At 63.7% G+C, this 19,109-nt stretch carries 9 protein-coding genes and 2 tRNA genes; 6 read left to right on the forward strand and 5 right to left on the reverse strand.

From position 1 onward, the window contains the following. Window positions 1-291: 291 nt before the first annotated feature. Window positions 292-2,151 (forward strand): phosphoenolpyruvate carboxykinase (GTP), encoded by a 1,860-nt coding sequence (locus AC4D1W_RS08500; protein WP_490892585.1) that lies wholly within the window; start codon window positions 292-294, stop codon window positions 2,149-2,151. A gap of 80 nt (window positions 2,152-2,231) precedes the next feature. Here AC4D1W_RS08500 and AC4D1W_RS08505 read toward each other — a convergent pair whose 3' ends face one another. Continuing rightward, window positions 2,232-3,638, reverse strand: a complete 1,407-nt coding sequence (locus tag AC4D1W_RS08505) for a phosphomannomutase/phosphoglucomutase (protein ID WP_490898459.1) — start codon at window positions 3,636-3,638, stop codon at window positions 2,232-2,234. Between the two features lie 123 nt (window positions 3,639-3,761). Here AC4D1W_RS08505 and AC4D1W_RS08510 point away from each other — a divergent pair, with 123 nt between their 5' ends. Then, window positions 3,762-5,876 carry a RecQ family ATP-dependent DNA helicase gene (locus tag AC4D1W_RS08510; protein ID WP_490898460.1) on the forward strand — a complete coding sequence of 705 codons (2,115 nt, stop codon included), beginning with the start codon at window positions 3,762-3,764 and terminating at the stop codon, window positions 5,874-5,876. A gap of 98 nt (window positions 5,877-5,974) precedes the next feature. On the opposite strand, the gene AC4D1W_RS08515 is transcribed toward AC4D1W_RS08510, so the two are convergent. Then, window positions 5,975-6,062 (reverse strand) — tRNA-Ser (locus AC4D1W_RS08515). A 64-nt stretch (window positions 6,063-6,126) separates the two neighbouring features. Then, window positions 6,127-8,217, reverse strand: coding sequence for a prolyl oligopeptidase family serine peptidase (locus AC4D1W_RS08520; RefSeq protein ID WP_490898461.1), 2,091 nt, complete (start codon window positions 8,215-8,217; stop codon window positions 6,127-6,129). A gap of 93 nt (window positions 8,218-8,310) precedes the next feature. Here AC4D1W_RS08520 and AC4D1W_RS08525 point away from each other — a divergent pair, with 93 nt between their 5' ends. Next, entirely contained in the window at window positions 8,311-10,677 is a 2,367-nt protein-coding gene (locus AC4D1W_RS08525; protein ID WP_490898462.1) for an ATP-binding cassette domain-containing protein, read from the forward strand. 63 nt (window positions 10,678-10,740) lie between these two features. After that, complete coding sequence (locus AC4D1W_RS08530) at window positions 10,741-12,657, forward strand: FAD/NAD(P)-binding protein (RefSeq protein WP_490898463.1); 1,917 nt, start codon at window positions 10,741-10,743, stop codon at window positions 12,655-12,657. Between the two features lie 139 nt (window positions 12,658-12,796). On the opposite strand, the gene AC4D1W_RS08535 is transcribed toward AC4D1W_RS08530, so the two are convergent. Together AC4D1W_RS08535 and AC4D1W_RS08540 are read right to left on the reverse strand one after the other, a co-directional pair. Further along, window positions 12,797-17,272, reverse strand: coding sequence for an ExeM/NucH family extracellular endonuclease (locus AC4D1W_RS08535; RefSeq protein ID WP_490898464.1), 4,476 nt, complete (start codon window positions 17,270-17,272; stop codon window positions 12,797-12,799). Window positions 17,273-17,532: 260 nt separating this feature from the next. Then, window positions 17,533-17,620 (reverse strand) — tRNA-Ser (locus tag AC4D1W_RS08540). Window positions 17,621-17,695: 75 nt separating this feature from the next. Here AC4D1W_RS08540 and AC4D1W_RS08545 point away from each other — a divergent pair. Then, window positions 17,696-18,670, forward strand: coding sequence for an NAD(P)H-quinone oxidoreductase (locus tag AC4D1W_RS08545; RefSeq protein ID WP_490898466.1), 975 nt, complete (start codon window positions 17,696-17,698; stop codon window positions 18,668-18,670). A gap of 70 nt (window positions 18,671-18,740) precedes the next feature. Continuing rightward, the gene (locus AC4D1W_RS08550; RefSeq protein WP_490892593.1) at window positions 18,741-18,980 is read left to right on the forward strand and encodes a hypothetical protein; all 240 of its coding nucleotides are present in this window, start codon (window positions 18,741-18,743) and stop codon (window positions 18,978-18,980) included. Window positions 18,981-19,109 lie beyond the last annotated feature (129 nt).

The following is a 19,109-nucleotide window of genomic DNA, read 5'->3' on the forward strand; positions in this document are numbered from 1 at the left end:
TTCAAAAGCCGATTTTAGTGACTTCTTCATGGCCGTTTGGCCGTAGATAACTTTACAGCCATTCTGAACCTAATGCTAATTGGCGTTGATGTGCGTTTTCTACCCGCAGGTAGTATAGACCGGTCTATGTGACCTTTGTCACACCAGGTGTTCCAGTGCTCCATCAAATTCCGCAGAAACTCGCGGATCACCACGAATCCGGGCGGAAGTAAAAGCGAGCGGTCGCGGAAGTTGCCCGGGACCCCACCCCTAGCATCAATACACACCATCCACCCAACGAAGGGAAGAGAAATGGGCGATTTTGCGCGACAGCCGCTGCTCGCGGACCGAGCGACTGACCGGGATGCAGCAACATCCGCACCGACAACCCACCAGGGACTGCTGGCCTGGGTTGAGGAAACTGCCGCGCTGACCCAGCCGGATCGGGTGTATTGGGTCAACGGATCCGAAGAGGAGAACAACCAACTCACCGACGAGCTGGTCTCCGCAGGTACGTTCACACGCCTCAACCCTGAGATCTTCCCCAATTCTTTTGCGGCGTTCTCCGACCCGGCCGATGTTGCCCGCGTCGAAGAGCAGACGTTCATCTGCTCCCGTGACGAGCGTGCCGCAGGGTTCACCAACAACTGGATGGACCCGGACGCGATGAAGGAGAAGCTTCGCGGCCTGTTCGCCGGTTCCATGCGCGGCCGGACCATGTACGTGATCCCGTTCGTCATGGGCCACCTTGACGCCTCGAGCCCTAAATTCGGCGTGGAGATCACTGACAGCGCGTACGTCGTCACGTCCATGCGCATCATGGCAACCATCGGCACAAGGGTCCTCGACCGGTTGACGGAGCTCGACGCCGAATTCGTTCCAGCCCTGCATTCCCTCGGTGCGCCGCTCGAACCCGGGCAGCAGGACGTCCCATGGCCGTGCAACGACGAGAAGTGGATCGTGCACTTCCCTGAGGAACGCTCCATCTGGTCCTTCGGCTCCGGATACGGCGGAAACGCGCTGCTCGGCAAGAAGTGCTACGCGCTGCGCATCGCCTCCGTGATGGCCCGCGACGAGGGCTGGCTGGCGGAGCACATGCTCATCCTGAAGCTCACCTCGCCGCAGAACAAGACCTACTACGTCTCCGCAGCTTTCCCTTCCGCTTGCGGCAAGACGAACCTAGCTCTCCTTGACCCGACCATTGAGGGGTGGAAAGTCGAAACACTCGGTGACGACATCACCTGGATGCGCTTCGGTGAAGAAGGCGAACTCCGCGCGATCAATCCCGAAGCAGGTCTGTTCGGCGTAGCGCCCGGCACCGGTTGGGGAACCAACCCCAATGCCATGCGCGCTATCGCCAAGGGGAACTCAATCTTCACCAATGTGGCACTGACCGACGACGGCGGTGTCTGGTGGGAGGGCATGACCGAGGAAGTGCCTGCGCACCTGACGGACTGGAAGGGTGAGGAGTGGACGCCTTCCTCGGGCGCAACTGCCGCGCACCCCAACGCCCGGTTCTGCACGCCGATTGACCAGATTGACATGCTCGCCGAGGAGTTCAACGATCCGGAGGGTGTTGAGCTGTCGGCCATCCTGTTCGGCGGCCGGCGCAAGACCACGGTCCCGCTGGTCACCGAGTCGCGAGACTGGACCAACGGAATCTTCATGGGCTCCACACTGTCGTCGGAGACTACGGCCGCCGCTGCCGGCGCGGTCGGCAGGGTCCGCCGCGACCCGATGGCTATGCTTCCCTTTATCGGGTACGACGCCGGTGATTACCTGAGCCACTGGCTGAAGGTCAGCGGGAAGGCGAACCAGGCCCGATTGCCGAAGATCTTCCTTGTGAACTGGTTCCGCCGCACGGCGGACGGCGGTTTCGCGTGGCCGGGCTTCGGCGACAACTCCCGCGTACTCAAGTGGATCATTGAGCGGCTCGAAGGCGAAGCCGATGCAGTCGAAACGCCGATCGGGTACGTGCCCGCGCCGGATTCCCTCGACCTGACCGGTCTGGACCTCAGGCCTGCTGACGTCGAGCAGGCGGTTCGCGTCGACAGGGAGGAATGGGCAGCGGAACTCGAAGGAATCGAGCAGTGGTACCAGCAGTTCGGCGATTCGCTGCCGGACGAGCTTTCCAGTGAGCTGCAGCGGCTCAAGGCGCGATTCGCCGTTTAGCGGACGCGTGCTGAGTGACTTGTGTGGCCGGTTCTGCGATGAACGCGGAGCCGGCCACACTGCATTCTCCGGACCGGCTGCTACTGGCGGATCTGCTCGAGTACAGCGGCAGTGAGGGTTTCGAGGGTCTGGGGGTCTTCGGCTTCGGCGTTGAGCCTCAGGAACGGTTCGGTGTTGGATGCACGGAGGTTGAACCACCAGGAGCCGTCCTCGGCAGTGAACGTGAGACCGTCCAATTCATCCACCGTGACGCCGTCGTTTTCGAATTCCTGCCGCACCCGCGCGGTGGCGGAACCGACGTCATCGAGCCGGCTATTGATCTCACCGGACGCGAAGTAGGGCTCGTATTCCCGGCCGAGTTCTGACAGCGGCTGATCCTGCTCGCCGAGCGCGGCGAGTACATGCATCGCCGCCAGCATTCCAGTGTCAGCATTCCAGAATTCACGGAAGTAGTAGTGGGCCGAGTGCTCTCCGCCGAAGACTGCGCCTTCCTCTGCCATGACGGCCTTGATGAATGAGTGGCCAACCCGGGTGCGCACCGGCTGCGCGCCCTCGGCCCGGACGAGTTCAGGCACGGCGCGCGAGGTGATGAGGTTGTGGATGATGACCGGTTTCCGCTCCCCGGCCGCCTGCGCCCGGCGGATCTCCCGCCTCGCGACCATGCCGGTGATGGCGCTGGGCGATACCGGGTTGCCCTGCTCGTCGATGACGAAGCACCGGTCGGCGTCGCCGTCGAACGCCAGGCCTATGTCCGCCCCGTTGCTGACTACAGCCCGCTGCAGGTCGCGCAGGTTCTCCGGCTCGAGCGGGTTCGCGGGGTGGTTGGGGAAGGTGCCATCAAGCTCGAAATAGAGCGGAACGATGTCCAGCGGAAGCGCGTCCAGGTACTCGGCGCCCAGTACTGCGGGAGTGGTGAGCCCGGCCATGCCGTTGCCTGCATCCACGACCACCTTCAACGGACGGCTCCCAGAGAGGTCCACGAGTGAACGCAGGTACTCGGCGTAGTCCTTCAGGACGTCCCGCGAGGACGTGGAGCCTCGCCGGTCGGCCACGGGAATGGTGCCTTCCGCCAGATACCGTTCGGCCAGTTCCTGCACTTCGGCGAGGCCCGTCTCCGAAGACGTCGGAACCGCGCCGGGACGGGACATCTTCATGCCGTTGTACTGAGCAGGATTGTGGCTGGCGGTGAAGGTGACGCCCGCTGCGTTATAGGTTCCGCTGGCGTAGTAGAGCTCGTCGGTAGAAATCAGGCCAAGGAACACGACATCCGCACCGCGGGTGGTCGCTCCTTCAGCGAACGCCTCGGAGAACTCGGGGGAGGAGGGGCGCATGTCTCCACCCACCAGAACCGTTTTCCCGGAGAGCTGCAGCACATCGACGAAAGCCGCGCCGACCGCCCGGACGGACTCCACGGTGATGGTCTCACCAACGATCCCTCGTACGTCGTAGGCCTTGAACGATGCGGAAAGGTCGATGGTTGTGTTCACGCTGGAAAGTCTAACTGCTCAGGCCGGTCCTTCCATGGGCGGGGGAGTAATGGATGACGGCGGATCTCCACACTGCGCAAACGGGCGGCGAATGCGTCAGGAGCAACTGCCATACTGGGGCGCATGGCTGAAACAACCACGCTCCACCAGCAGGCACTTTCGATTCTTCAAACGCTCGTGGGGCTTAAGGACGCCGCCTTCCACGAGGGACAGTTCGAGGCTATCGAGGCGCTGGTCAACGGCGGCCGCCGCGCCCTGGTGGTCCAGCGCACAGGGTGGGGAAAGTCAGCGGTGTACTTCGTTGCGAGCCTTCTGCTGCGTGCTGCAGGCGCTGGGCCAACCCTCATCGTGTCCCCGTTGCTCGCCCTCATGCGGGACCAGGTTGCGGCGGCTGAACGGGCGGGCGTGCGAGCCGCGGCTATCAATTCGGCGAACCAGGCGGAGTGGCAGGAGATCACTGCCCTGCTTGACGCCGACCAGCTCGATGTTCTGCTTGTATCCCCCGAACGGCTCAACAACCCGGCCTTCCGGGAGAATCAGCTGCCCGAACTTGTCCGACGCACAGGGCTGCTGGTGATCGACGAGGCCCACTGCATCTCTGACTGGGGCCACGATTTCCGGCCCGATTACCGCCGCCTCCGCGATCTCATTACTACGCTGCCGCAGGGCGTCCCTGTGCTCGCGACAACGGCTACCGCGAACTCGCGGGTGGTGAAGGACGTTGAGGATCAACTCGGCACAGACGGCACTGCCGTCTATACGCTGCGCGGCGAGCTTGCCCGCAAGTCACTGCGGCTCGGTGTGCTCCGCCTTCCCAGCCCACGTTCCAGGCTCGCATGGTTGCTGACTCACCTCGGAGATCTTCCCGGGAGCGGAATCATCTATACCCTCACAGTCTCCGCGGCGGAAGACACGGCACGCCTTCTGCGTGAAAGCGGGCACGCGGTGCTGGCCTATACAGGGCGTACCGACCCGGCAGACCGGGAATCGGCAGAGAAGGCCCTGAAGAACAACGAGGTCAAGGCACTGGTCGCCACCAGCGCGCTCGGTATGGGCTTCGACAAGCCGGACCTCGGCTTCGTGGTTCACCTCGGCGCGCCATCTTCCCCGGTTGCCTACTACCAGCAGGTGGGAAGGGCCGGCCGTGGGACCCCTAATGCTGATGTGCTTCTGCTTCCCGGGAACGAGGACCGGGAGATCTGGGAATACTTCGCCACGTCGTCGATGCCCGCTGAAGACAAAGCCCAGCGCATCCTCGAAGAGCTGGCCGGTGGCGCGGTTCTTTCCACACCGGCATTGGAAACCCGGGTGGACGTGAGGCGCTCGCCGCTCGAACTCCTTCTGAAGGTGCTTGATGTGGACGGCGCCGTGCAAAAGGTCACAGGAGGCTGGCAGGCCACCGGAAAACCCTGGACCTATGATCGCGAGCGCTACGCGCGGATATCCAAGGCCCGTGTACAGGAACAGAACTCAATGCTCGATTACGAGAACACCGGCGGCTGCCGCATGGAGTTCCTCGCCGCAGCACTGGATGATCCTGCTGCGGCGCCGTGCGGCAGATGCGACAACTGCGCAGGGCCGTGGTACTCGGATGAGGTGTCCCACGACGCGTCCGAAAGCGCCGGCAGCGCACTCGGGCGGGTCGGCGTTCTCGTTGAACCCAGAGGGCAGTGGCCTTCCGGGATGGACAAGCTCAGCGTCCCGGTCAAGGGGCGCATCGCTGGAGACCGGCAGGTTTCCGCCGGGCGCGCGCTCGCACGTATGACGGACCTCGGCTGGGGAAACCGGGTGCGTGAACTCCTCGCGGACTCATCCCAGGACGCACCCCTGGATCCGGCTACCCTGCAGGCCTGTGTTCGTGTGTTGTCCGAGTGGCAATGGGACGCCCGGCCGGTCGGGGTCGTCGGCATGCCATCACGACGGCGGCCCCTTCTCATCCGTTCGCTCGCCGAGGGACTGGCTGGTGTCGGCCGCATTCCGTACCTCGGGACCCTGCAGTTGCCCCAGGGGTGGCCGAGCGGGAGCTCCGGCGGCAACAGTGCGTTCCGTCTTGCCTCGGTGTGGGACAGGTTCGCGGTGCCTGAAGAAGGCCGTGCCTGGTTCGGGGCAAACCCGGGGCCGGTACTGCTCGTCGATGACTTCGCAGACAGCCGCTGGAGCCTCACGGTAGCCGGACGGGCGCTCCGCCAGGTCGGTGCCAAGGAAGTACTTCCCTTTGTGCTGGCGCTGAAGGCCTGACGTGCAGGCCTGGTGGAGCCTGAACCGGCCTTAGACATCCGGCTGACGACAAAAGGAAAGGCGCCCCGGTAACCAAACCGGGGCGCCTTTTCACAACGCGGAGACGGGGGGATTTGAACCCCCGGTAGGCTTTAGGCCCACACTTCATTAGCAGTGAAGCCCATTCGGCCGCTCTGGCACGTCTCCAGCAGCTATTACTAGCCACCCAAGACTACCCAGAACCTCCGGGCAAGAGCAAAATAAGCCCGCCCTACAGCTGGCCGGTGAGCGCCTTCCACAGGAATTCGTAGGACATGGCGTGCATGCGCGCCGCCTGGCGGTTATCCGATGCACCGGCATGGCCACCCTCAAGCGCTTCGTGGAACCACACGTTGTCGACCCCAAGCGCCTTCATCCGCGCCGCCATCTTGCGTGCCTGGACGGGGCCGACACGGTCGTCACTGGTCGCGGTCCAGATCAGCGTCTTCGGATATGCCACACCTTCCTGCAACCGGTGGTACGGCGAGAACGTCCGGACGTATTCCCACTGCTCCGGCTTGTCCGGATCACCGTACTCGGCGATCCACGAATACCCGGCGGAGAGCTTGGTGTACCGCTTCATATCCAGCAGCGGTACGCCGCACGAGATTGCCCCGAACAGATGCGGATACTGCGTCAGCATGTTGCCCACCAGCAGCCCGCCGTTGCTCCTGCCCGTGCAGCCCAGCAGCTCCGGGCGCGTAATGCCGCGGTCCACCAGATCCTGCGCTATGGCCGCGAAATCCTCGTACGCCCGATGCCGGTTGGCATGCAGCGCTGCCTGATGCCAGGCAGGTCCGTATTCGCCACCACCCCGAATATTGGCGAGCACATACACTCCGGGGCGGCCATCAGCGGTCCGGCGCTCCAGCCAGCCCCTGCCGGTGACCCCGCTGTACACCGGCGTCATGGCGTGCTCGAATCCGCCGTACCCGGAGAGCAGGGTCGGGTTGCCGCCGTCGAGCACCAGCTCTTTCGACGCCACCTGGAAGTAGGGCACCCGGGTGCCGTCACTGGACACCGCAAAGTGCTGTTCGACGGTGAAGGACGACTCGTCAAAGTACGACGGCGACGCCTTCACTTCCTCATGCACCCCACCAATGGTGCCCCGCACCACCGTGGTCGGTGTGAGGAAGCCGGTCGCGATGAGCCAGTAGTCGTTGCCGGCGTCATCATCCTCGTCATCCACCGCGTAAGCATCCACTGAGTGCAGGGGCGGGCAGGCGTCCAGCAGCTCAGCCGACCAGGAGTCGGCCGGGTTGAGCACGCGGATCTCCGAGGAGACGTCCTTGAGAAGGTTGAGTAGAAGGTAATCGCGCGTCCAGCTCCAGGACTGCAGGGCGGTGTGCGCATCCGGCTCGAACAGTGGAGTCAGCGCGCGGTTTCCGGCGAGGAAATCCTCCAACAGCGCAGCCTGGAGCGAACCGCCGCGGTAGGTCACGCCATCGAGTTCGAGATCAGTTCGGGGACGGAGCAACAGCCATTCCCTGTGCAGCGACACGTTGACGTCGTCGGGGACGTCGATGCGCACCCACTCGTTCTCGCGGCGCAGATAGGTTCGGCTGGAGTAGAAGTCGACAATGTGCGAAGCGACGTCGCGTTCGAAACCCGGCGTCTGGTCATGCATGACGGCAGCCATCATCGAGTTTTCGGGGATCTCGAAGTACAGCTGCGCAGCTTCCAGCGGCTCACCGCGGCGCAGGGTCCGCACCGTCCGCGGATAGGAGCTCGTGGTCATGGACCCCGGCCCGAAGTCGGTGCCGACATGCAGTGCATCCGGCCCGGCCCAACTGATTCTGCTCTTCGCCACCGGGATGTCGAAGCCGACCTCCGCAAAGGAGCGGTCGACGACGTCGTACTCGCGGTAGCGCTGTGCGTCGCCGCCATCGGGGGAGAGGGCAATCAGCGCACGCCGATATGGCTCGCCGGCAGGTGGGCGAAGGAAGAGCGCGCCGCCCCATACCCACTCCTGGCCCTCGGCTGCCGCCAGGGCATCGACGTCGAGAAGGACGTCCCACTCCGGGGCATCGGTCAGGTAGCTGTCCCAGGTGGTCCGCCGCCACAGCCCTTTGGGGTGATCCTTGTCGCGCCAGAAGTTGTAGTAGTGCTCGCCGCGCTTGCCCACCATGGGAATGCGATCCGTGGAGTCGAGCACTTCAAGCAGACGCTGTTCCCCGGCCAGGAACGCCTCGTTGACGAGGACCCCCTCAGTGACCGCGTTCTGGTCGCGCACCCACTCCAGGGGTTTGTCCCCGCGGATGTCCTCAAGCCAAAGGAACTCGTCGTCGATTACCGGGTCATGCCGCTGTGTGGTGGACGTCATACCGTTATCTTAGGCAACCTGCCGGTCGGACGTCTTTCTTGCCCCCTACACAAGGGTCTGCCCATCGAAGGGACAAACTGATTAGATGAGGCTATGCATCTTGCGGATACCCACGACCTGATCCGTGTGCAGGGCGCCCGGGAAAACAACCTGAAGGACATCAGCGTCGAGATTCCAAAGCGGCGCTTGACGGTGTTCACCGGGGTTTCAGGTTCGGGCAAAAGTTCCCTCGTCTTCGCCACAATCGCAGCGGAATCCCAGCGGATGATCAATGAAACGTACAGTGCCTTCGTACAGGGGTTCATGCCGACGCTCGCGCGGCCCGACGTCGACCTGCTTGAAGGGATCACCACGGCGATCATCGTTGACCAGGAGCGAATGGGCGCCAACCCGCGCTCCACCGTTGGTACGGCCACCGATGCCAACGCGATGCTCCGCATCCTCTTCAGCCGGCTCGGATCGCCCTACGTCGGTCCACCCACCGCGTACTCCTTCAACGTCCCGACCCGCAAGGCCAGCGGCGTCATGTCCACTGACAAGGGCGGCCGCGTGGAGAAGAGCGTGGTCAGCGAGGCTGTCTATCTGGGGGGTATGTGTCCGAGGTGCGAGGGTATGGGCAACGTCAGCGACATCGACCGTTCCGCCCTGTACGACGAGACCAAATCACTCTCCGACGGCGCACTGACTGTGCCCGGATATTCGATGGACGGGTGGTACGGCAGGCTGTTCGAGGGCATGAGCCTGCCGATGGACAGACCCATCGCGAAGTTCACCAAGAAGCAGCTCGACACGATGCTCTATGCGGAGCCGACGAAGATCAAGGTCGAGGGCATAAACCTCACGTTCGAAGGCATCATCCCCAAGATCCAGAAGTCGATGCTGTCCAAGGACCCGGAAGCCATGCAACCGCATGTGCGGCGATTCGTGGAGCGCGCGGTGACCTTCCAGACCTGCCCGGACTGCAAGGGGACAAGGCTCACGAAGGAGTCGCTGTCCTCGAAGATCGCGGGAAAGAACATCGCCGAGGTCTGCGCCATGCAGATCAGCGACCTCGCGTACTGGCTGCGGGACCTCAAGGAGCCGTCGGTGGCTCCGCTGCTGAAGGGCCTGCAGCACCTCCTGGACTCCTTCGCGGAAATCGGTTTGGGTTACCTTTCACTTGACCGGCCCGCAGGTACGCTTTCCGGCGGTGAGGCGCAGCGAACCAAGATGATCCGGCATCTCGGCTCCTCTCTTACCGACGTGACGTATGTCTTCGACGAACCCAGCATCGGTCTCCATCCCCACGATATCGAGCGCATGAATAAACTGCTGCTGCAGTTGCGGGACAAGGGCAACACCGTGCTCGTCGTGGAACACAAACCTGAAACGATCACCATCGCCGACCACGTCATCGACCTCGGACCGGGAGCCGGCACCGGAGGCGGAACGGTCTGCTTCGAGGGAACCGTGGAAGGGCTGCGGAAGAGCGACACTATCACCGGCCGTCACCTCGACGACCGTGCGAAGCTCAAGGAGGCTGTACGTCCTTCCCGGAAGTCTCTGGAAGTGCGGGGAGCATCGATGCACAATCTCCAGAACGTCGACGTCGACATCCCGCTCGGGGTGCTGTGCGTCGTCACCGGTGTGGCCGGGTCCGGCAAGAGCTCACTTATCCACGGATCCGTTGCACAGCGCGACGGCGTTGTGGTCATCGACCAGGCTGCCATCCGCGGCTCACGGCGAAGCAACCCTGCCACCTATACCGGGCTGCTCGAGCCGATCCGCAAGGCCTTCGCCAAGGAAAACGGCGTCAAACCCGCCCTCTTCAGTTCCAACTCCGAGGGCGCTTGTCCCACCTGCAACGGTGCCGGTGTCATCTACACGGACCTTGGTGTCATGGCAACCATGGAATCCACCTGTGAGGACTGTGAAGGCAAGCGCTTCCAGGCCGCCGTGCTCGAGTACACGCTCAGTGGGAAGAACATCTCCGAGGTTCTCGCCATGCCGGTGTCCGAAGCGACGGCGTTCTTCGGTGACGGTGATGCGCGCACCCCGGCCGCCTACAAGATTCTGGAGCGTATGGCCGACGTAGGTCTGGGTTACCTCAGCCTCGGCCAGCCGCTCACCACACTCTCGGGAGGCGAGCGGCAACGCCTCAAGCTCGCCACGCAGATGGGGGAGAAGGGTGATATCTACGTCCTCGACGAGCCGACCACCGGCCTGCACCTCGCCGACGTCGAGCAGTTGCTCGGACTGCTGGACCGCCTGGTGGACTCCGGTAAATCGGTTCTGGTTATTGAGCACCACCAGGCAGTGATGGCCCACGCTGACTGGATCATCGATCTCGGTCCGGGGGCCGGGCACGACGGCGGCAGTATCGTTTTCGAGGGAACGCCGGTAGAGCTCGTGGACGGGCACAAGCGTGACCGTCCCACCCTGACGGGTGAGCATCTGGCAGCTTATGTGGGCGGCAGCTGAGCGCGCTCCGCTGTGCGGACTTCGCTGAACGGGACCGCCCTGTGCGGCCGATAACCTAGATGGATGGAAGCGACGCGGACAGTACAGGTAGCCATCATCGGCGCCGGTCCGCGCGGCACTTCCGTCCTTGAACGCCTCGCTGCGAACTGGGCTGCCCGCCCCAAGGCACACCGGCCACGTACCACGGTGCACTTGATCGACCCCTATAACCCCGGTTCGGGGCACGTGTGGCGTACTGACCAGTCGCGGCATTTCCTCATGAACACCCCGGCGCTCTTTCCCACCGTGGTTCCCGTCGGAGAGGCTGCCGCGGAGCGCGCGCAGTCGCTTGTTCCCTGGTCCTTTGACGACTGGCGGCAGATGATGACCGCGGTACCGGATGACCGGCTCGGTGATGAGGACCGGAAAGAGCTTGAGTCGCTCAGCTTCGCGGACTTCGCCAGCCGGCCGCTGTACGGCCGCTACCTCGAATGGGTTTACGCGTCGCTCACCGAGCGCTTTGGTGACGGATTTTCCGTCGTCGAGCACCGCGCCGAGGCACAGCACGTCGAGTCATTGTCAGAGGGCTTCCGGGTCGAGCTCGGCGACGGGGGCATGGTGATGAGTGACGCCGTCGTGCTTGCACTGGGCCATCTCCCCGCGCAACTGAATCCGGAGCAGGAAGCGCTGCGTGACGGCGCAGCCCGCTTCGGGCTGCAGTACTGGCCGCCGAATGTGCCGGCTGACGCTGACTGGAACCGGCTTCCGGCGCGCAAGCCTGTGTTGGTGCGCGGGCTTGGCCTGAACTTCTTCGACATCATCACCCACCTAACCGAAGGTCGGGGCGGGACGTTTGTTCCCAGCGGCGAACCGGCCGGCCGGGCGCTGACATACCGGCCTTCGGGGAGGGAGCCGCTGGTCATCGCGGGGTCCCGGCGGGGTACGCCGTACCGGGCGAAGGCCAAACTGGACAGTTACGTTCCGCGTAGCGTCCGCCTCCGCTACTGCACTCTGGAGCGGGCCTGCAGTTTCGCGGCGAACGGGATCCAGCCCGGTTTCGACCACGACCTCTGGCCGCTGCTGCACCGTGACGCCATCTGGGCCTACTACAGCACGCTCGCCCGCACATCGGGATTGACGGATACCTTCCTTACATCGCTCCAGGACGTGCTCGAGGACTCCGACACTGCATGGCCCGGCCGGCTGGAGCAACTCCTCGACGCGGCGGTACCCTTCGCCGATCGGCTGGATCTCGAAGCGCTCGCCCGGCCGTTCGGACGGCACCGGTTTGCCTCAGCGGAGGAATACAACCGGGCCGTGCTGCACTATCTCGAAGAGGATGCCGCCGGGTCCGACCGCGGCGAAGATGATCCCCTCAAGATGGCTATCGGTGCCATGAACGCGGGACGTACAGTGATCAAACAGGTCGTCTCCGACGGTGGTATCACGCAGGCGTCATGGACCGCGGAACTACGGGGCTGGTTCGAGCCGCTCGTCGAGGGCCTTGCGAGTGGTCCGCCCGCCCTGCGGATTGAGCAGCTTGCCGCACTGGCACGCGCCGGCGTCGTGCGTTTCGCCGGTCCGGCGCCGCGGTACGAGCTGAACAAGGAGCTCGGAAGGTTCGCTGTGTCCTCCCCATGGGTGGTGGGAACCAAGTACGACGCCGGCGTGCTCGTCGAGGCGATGATGCCGGCCAACCGGGTGGATCAGAACCGTTCGGTCCTGCTCCGCCGGCTGCTCGAGGATGGGCTGGTGCGTGCGCGAACCACAATGTCCGAGGGTGGCGTGCCGGAGGTTTCCCCCGGCCTCGACGTTACCAAGCCGCCGTACCGGGCGGTGGGTGCGAACGGTTTGGCGCACGAAAATCTCTTCGTCCTGGGTTTGCAGCTCACCTCTGTCCAGTGGGGGACCGCGATCGCCGCCGAGGCGGGCGCCTCCCTTGACGCAGGAAGCCGGACCCTACGCGACGCTGACGACATCGCACGGGCGATCCTCTCCTGACGTTCCGCTGGTCACCCTGGCGACTTGGCCGGCGGGCTGGCCCGCAACCGGCGCACGAGAAAAGAAAAGCGCCCCTTCCGCTGATTGGGAGGAGCGCTTTTCTCTGTTCGGGAGTTTTTACATAAGCCGCCGTTGCGTTCTAGCCGCGGCGAGCGTCCGCGAGGCACTTTCGGTACTCGGCCATTGCCTGCCCGAAGCTGTTCGGCTTCTCGGCATTGGATCCACGCTCGGGCTTGACCGGGGCGACGCACTCGGTTCCGGCGGCCGCTTCTACGGTGACTGGAACATTCACCGTAGTGCCGGATTCCTTCGCAACCAGGACGATCTTTCCCGCCCCCGGCGTTGCCTCGGGAACTGCAACGGTGACCTCAGCTGCGCCGTCGGTGACGGACATGGTGCCTAGTTCGGTGACGTTTCCGGCGCCGTCAATGAAACTCGCCGACAAGCTGGTGTTTGCCGGGCTGCCCAGCGAGGACAGGTTCAGGTTTGCAACACTGAAGGTGACGGAGTCGCCCGCCTTGACTGTGGTCGGTGCATCCTTCACGATCACTCCCCGACGGTCGAAGCTCGGCGACAGGGGGCTGTTCTGCCCGATGTAGCTGATCCAGGCGTCGCGGTCCACGAGCCCTGAGTCGCGGACGTCGGTGCCCTGCTGGAAGACAGTGAAGTTGTCACCGCCCTGAGCCAGGAAGCTGACCGTCCCGACCCGGTACTCCTTGGCAGGGTCCAGGGGCGCGCCGTCGATGGTGACCGACGTGATGCGGGAGCCCGCTGCGAGATCCGGGTTGTAGGTGTAGGAAACGTTGTCCGACAGCCCGAGGGCCAGGAAGGATCTGGAAGCACCTTCGGGCTGCCACTGCTGCTCCAGCACGGTCTTGAACTGCTCGCCGGTCAGTGTGACAGTCCAAAGATTGTTGACGAACGGCAGGACCGCGTTCGCTTCCGCGTAGGTGATGACGCCGTCCTCGCCGTAGTAGAGCTCGTTGCGGAGCCCACCCGGATTGATGACGCCGATGTCCGCTCCACCCCGCTCAGCAGATGAAAGCGATGCACGCAGAGAATCGGCGACCAGGTTACCGAGCGTCGACTCGGAACTGCGGTCGTCTCGGGCGCCGTCGGCGAAAGCGGTGGTGATGTCGGCGGTCACGGAGCCAACCGGGCGGCTGCCGATAACCTTCGCTTCAGCGAGCGCGGCATCCACTATCGACTTCACTTCGGCGATCCGGGGGTACGTGGCTACCAGAGTTGCCGGATCGGTGGCCGTGCGCGCGATGTTCTGCGCGGTATACGACTCAACATCGCCCGTGGCGTTGTCCACGGTGAGCGTGATCTGACCGATGAACTCACCGTAGGAGCCGGTCTGGACGATCGGACGGGTTTCACCCTCAACGCCTGGTACCGGGGCATCCCACGCGTACTGCTTGTGCGTGTGACCTGTGTAGATGGCATCCACCAGCGGCGAGGTGCCGGTGACAATGTTCGCGAACGCTCCGCCGGCGGCGATTTCCTCTTCGATCGAGGAACCGCTGGCGCCGTCTCCGGCTCCTTCGTGGTATCCGGCGATGATGACGTCAGCGAGTTCCTGGTCCTCGATCCTCTGGGCAATACGGTTCACGGCCTCGACCGGATCACCGAAATCAAGATCGGAGATCCCACCCGGGCTCACCAGTGACGGTGTTTCCTGGGTGACGGCACCGATGACAGCGACATCGATCCCACCCACGTTGACGATCTCGTACTCCTGAAGGGCGGGAGTTGTGGTGCCTTTCTGATATACGTTGGCGCCAAGGTAGGGGAACTCTGCGGCGTTGGCTACACGGCCGCTCAGATCAGCGAAACCACCGTCGAACTCGTGGTTGCCTACAGCCGAAGCCCTGAGGTCGAGCGCGTTGAGGACGTCGATCGTAGGCTGATCGTTCGCGACTGAGGAGGCGAAGAGCGAAGCTCCGATGTTGTCTCCGGCGGAGAGGAACAGGGAGTTCTCCTCGCCGTACTGGGCGCGCAGTTCCTCGATGGTTCCAGCGAACTTCACGGTGTTCGAATCGATTCGGCCGTGGAAGTCATTGATGCCCATGAGGTTGAGCTCAGTTGTGCTGTCAGCGGGCGCAAGATTCAAGCCGACAATCACGGGATCGTGATCACTCGCCCGGAACTGGTTGGGCTCGTAGAAGTTGGTTGCGTTGTAGTTGTAGCGGCTGTACTCCAGCGCGACAGACTCCACCGCATTGATGTTCCACACGTCCACACCGGAGACCGTCGCGTCAGCTGCGGGAGAGGCAAGAATGTGGTCCAGGGACCCGACGAGTCCCGAGAAGACGTAGGAGTATCCGTCGGTCTTGGTGCCCTGGTTGATGTAGCCGGCGTCGTACAGGACCTGCATGGGATCCTCAGCCGAGTAGGAGTTGAAGTCACCGGCAAGGAAGACCTTGTCGGTTCCGGCGTCCGTCTTCAGCTGGTCAGCGAAGGCCACGAGAGCCGTTGCCTGCTCAATACGGTCAGCGTTGGATGCACCCTGACCGTCACCCTGATCGGCGTTCTCCCCGGAGCCCGACCCCTTGGACTTGAAATGGTTCGCGATCACGAGGAACTTGGTGGAATCCTCGCCGGCGACGACGTTGAAGGACTGGGCCAGCGGCTTGCGGGCGTTCGAGAACGCCACATTGTCATCGAGAATGATCGACTCGCCTACCGGCTCGACGACTGCCTTCTTATAGATGAAGGCGGTGCGTATGACGTCCTCATTCTCGATAGCGGGCAGCTGGGCCGGTGAACGAACGTAGTCCCAGACGCCCGGAGTAGCCTCATTCAATGCGGCGGTTAGCGTGGCGAGGGCACCGTCCCGGTCTTTGCCGAATTTCGCCGAGTTCTCAATTTCTTCAAGGGACACGACGTCGGCTCCGAGGCTGTTGATTGCCGCAACAATCTTCGCTTCCTGGCGCTCAAGGTTTTCCGCGTTTGCTGCACCGCGGGCGTCACACCCGCTGCGGACCGTGATGGGGTTGCCGGCGCGGTCCTCGTAATAGGTGCACCCGTTGAGCTGGTCACCGGTGGTGGTGAAGTAGTTCAGCACGTTGAAGGATGCGATCTTGACGTTGCCGCCCACGTTCTCCGGCGCGTCCGGACGCGCTCCCTCAAACGTGACGGGCTGTACTTCCGCCGCGTTTGAGGCGGTGAGGGCGGTCAGCGGCTGGAACTTCCAGGAGCTGTTGCGGAAATCCAGTACGACCGGCGCCGTGAAGGTTGCCGACGAATTGACCCGCACCGGTTGCTCCGGTGTGAGGTAGGGCAGCGGCTGATCCATGGCGCCGCGGAGGAAATTGGTGGTGGCGCCGTCGTCGAGCTTGACGCGGCGTGCGGCGTTGTCAGCAGCAACGGCAGCGTTCTCGGCGGTTCCCGGCGGTGCAACTTCCGTCGGCTGGACAAGGGGAGTTTCTCCTGCGGCGAGAGTGACCTCACCGTACTGGTTCAGCGCATAGTTGTCGGTGACGGTGAAGCCGGTGGGCGGTTGGACAAGCATTCCCTCCAACGCTTCCCGCCCGGCGTCATCGGCCGGGTAGGCGACTGAGGCTGCCTTGACCGCTTCGGCGGCCTCGGCCGGCTTGCTCATTCCGCCGGCGAGCACCGTGATCTGCGAGAGACTGAAGAACTCGCCTGCTGTGCCCGTTACCTCAACGAAGTCGCCGACAGCGACGTCAGCAACCGTCGCAGGGGAGTAGATGAAGATACCGTCCGATGCTGCATGATCGGGCCCGAGGTCTCCGCCGGTTCCCGCAGTCTGGATGTAGTAGCCGTCGAATCCGCCGGAAGGGTAGGCGGCGGTCACAACGCCGCGGGTGGTCATAACCTGGCCCGCGTAGGGGGTTGTGTCACCGGTTCCCTGAATCTGGTCGATCGGAATGACCTGACCGGGAGCCGGCGGTTCAGGTTCGGGCTGTGGCTCGGGTTCGCTTCCGGCCGTCTCACCAGCGGTGTTGGTGGGCGTTACGGCGTCGAGAGCGGTGAAGTCCACTTGATTGTTGTCGGTGTCCACGCCATTCGCGCGGTTCATTGAAAGGGTCGCCGTACCGGCTGGACCTTCCTCACGCGCTGTCTCGTAAGAGTTGGATGTGCCATAGCCCAGCAGGTCTATGACGCCCGGCGCTCCCACAACGGAGCCCATCGCCAGCTCATTGAGCGCGGTGGCCTGGTTGGACAGCACGATCGTTCCGCTGGAACCACTCGGGTTGAGTGCACCGCTGGATACGTCCGGCATCGGCAACGCTACGCCGTTGCTGCTGTTGCTGCCGCCCTGCACAAGGAAGTGCCCGTTCGCCGGGATGGTCCCCTTCAACGGCGCGACACCGGTCGGTGCTGCAGCCCCCGACGCTGAGCGATACTGCAGCGACCAGCCATCGAGGCTCACTGGCGCGTCAGTGGTGTTGATCAGCTCAACGAACTTGTGGGTGAACGGTGCGTTGGCACTGCCCCCGTTGACGTATGCCTCATTGATAACGACGCCGGCACCGGCTTGCGCGTCGACGATTTTCTCTGCGCTGGCTGGCGAAAACGCCATCGGCGAGGCAAGCAGCCCCACCGAAAGCGCTGAACACAGCGCGCCCCTCCACGAATTTTTCATTCGTTCTGTTTCTCCTTGGCTTTGGCCGGGTTACGGCCGCGAGTGATGCCCGCTTTCGGCGCTGAGCTTCGGCGGAGCTGGCCACGAAAGTGACTATAGGAACTGCCGCTGACATTCCGGCCGCGGCAAGCCAATCACGCCGCAGTGAACGCGCGGTTACCTCGCGGGGAACATATCTCACCGACGCAGCCCCCATAACGCAGAAGCACCCCGGCCCTGAAGGACCGGGGTGCAACTGGTGAGCTCGGCTCAGCTCGATGCGGAAGGTAAGGGATTCGAACCCTTGAGACGGGGTTACCGTCCACTGGTTTTCAAGACCAGCTCCTTCGGCCGCTCGGACAACCTTCCTCAAGGCAATAGTGTTTCATGCAGAGCAGGCTGTACAAAACTCCTGACCAGCTGGGTAGATCCGGAAGGGCAACGATGAAAGCCGTAGTGCTGCGCGAGTTCGGTGAACCGAGCGTCCTTGAAGTGTCGGCTGTAGAACCACCTCGCCCGCAAGCCGATGAAGTGCTGATCGACGTAGTTGCGGCCGGGCTGAACCGGGCGGACGTACAGCAACGCAGGGGCTTATACCCGCCGCCCTCCGGGGCGTCCGAGTACCCCGGCCTGGAGGTGTCGGGGCGAATTGCCGACGCAGGTTCCTCGGATCTTCAACCCGGCGACGCGGTCGTCGCGCTTCTCGCCGGCGGTGGCTATGCCGAGCAGGTTGCGGTCCCCGCCGGGCAGGTTCTTCCCGTGCCCGACGGCGTGGACCTGGTGTCCGCCGCAGGGCTGCCCGAGGTTTCGGCGACGGTGTACTCCAACCTGGTCCTGACTGCAGGACTATGCAGTGGGGAGACGGTCCTCATTCACGGCGCGTCCGGTGGAATCGGCACAATGGCCATCCAGCTTGCACGCGCGCTGGGCGCCAGGACCATCGTGACTGCGGGAACCCCGGAAAAGCTTGACTTCGCGCGTTCCCTGGGCGCGGAGGTCTGCGTGAACTACCGGGAACAGGACTTCGTCGCGGAGGTGGACTCGGCCACAGCCGGCCGCGGTGCGGACGTGATTCTCGACGTCGTGGGAGCCAAATATCTCGGCCGCAACGTTGAGGCGCTGGCGACCGGGGGCCGGCTCGTGGTCATCGGGTTGCAGGGCGGCGCGAAGGCTGAGCTGAACCTGGGCACCCTCATGGCCAAGCGCGCGTCCGTGACCGGGACAACGCTGCGTGCGCGGCCTGTGGAGGAAAAGTCGGCCATCATGGCCGGCGTGTACAAGCACATCTGGCCCCTTATCGCCGACGGGTCGATTTCCGTGCCCGTCGACCGGACGTTTTCCCTCGTCGACGTGGCGCAGGCGCACGAGTACTTCGACTCGGGTGAGCACACGGGCAAGATACTTCTGACGCTTCAGTGACACTAAGGCTGCTTTGTAGATTCCGGACGATATGACAAGCTAGCACCCACCGGAATTCCAAGGAGGAACCATGGCAAAGCACAGGGCAGAAGGCGAACCGGACCGCGCACCTGACGGCAAGGACGAAGAGTCGGGCCTGGAACGCGCCGCCGAGGGTTGGGCGGAAAATTTCGCCGACCAGGTGAATGACGGCGTCGAGAGCAGCCCCCGTGACACCGCCGAAGAAGGGCCCGATCCACGGACGGAAACCCATGCCAGCCTCAGCGAGGGTTCCAACTCCCGTGACGGTCGGGATGACCCCTCTCACTGACGGCACGCCGCTCACCTCATAGTTAGCGCCGTTCGGCGCTTCCCCGATCTGACGCGTCAACAAGCTGTGACGTAGACCTCACCCCGCTGCTACCTTCGAGAAGTTAATCCACTCGACTTCAAGGGAGCA

The organism is Arthrobacter sp. TJ-170, from assembly GCF_058269305.1.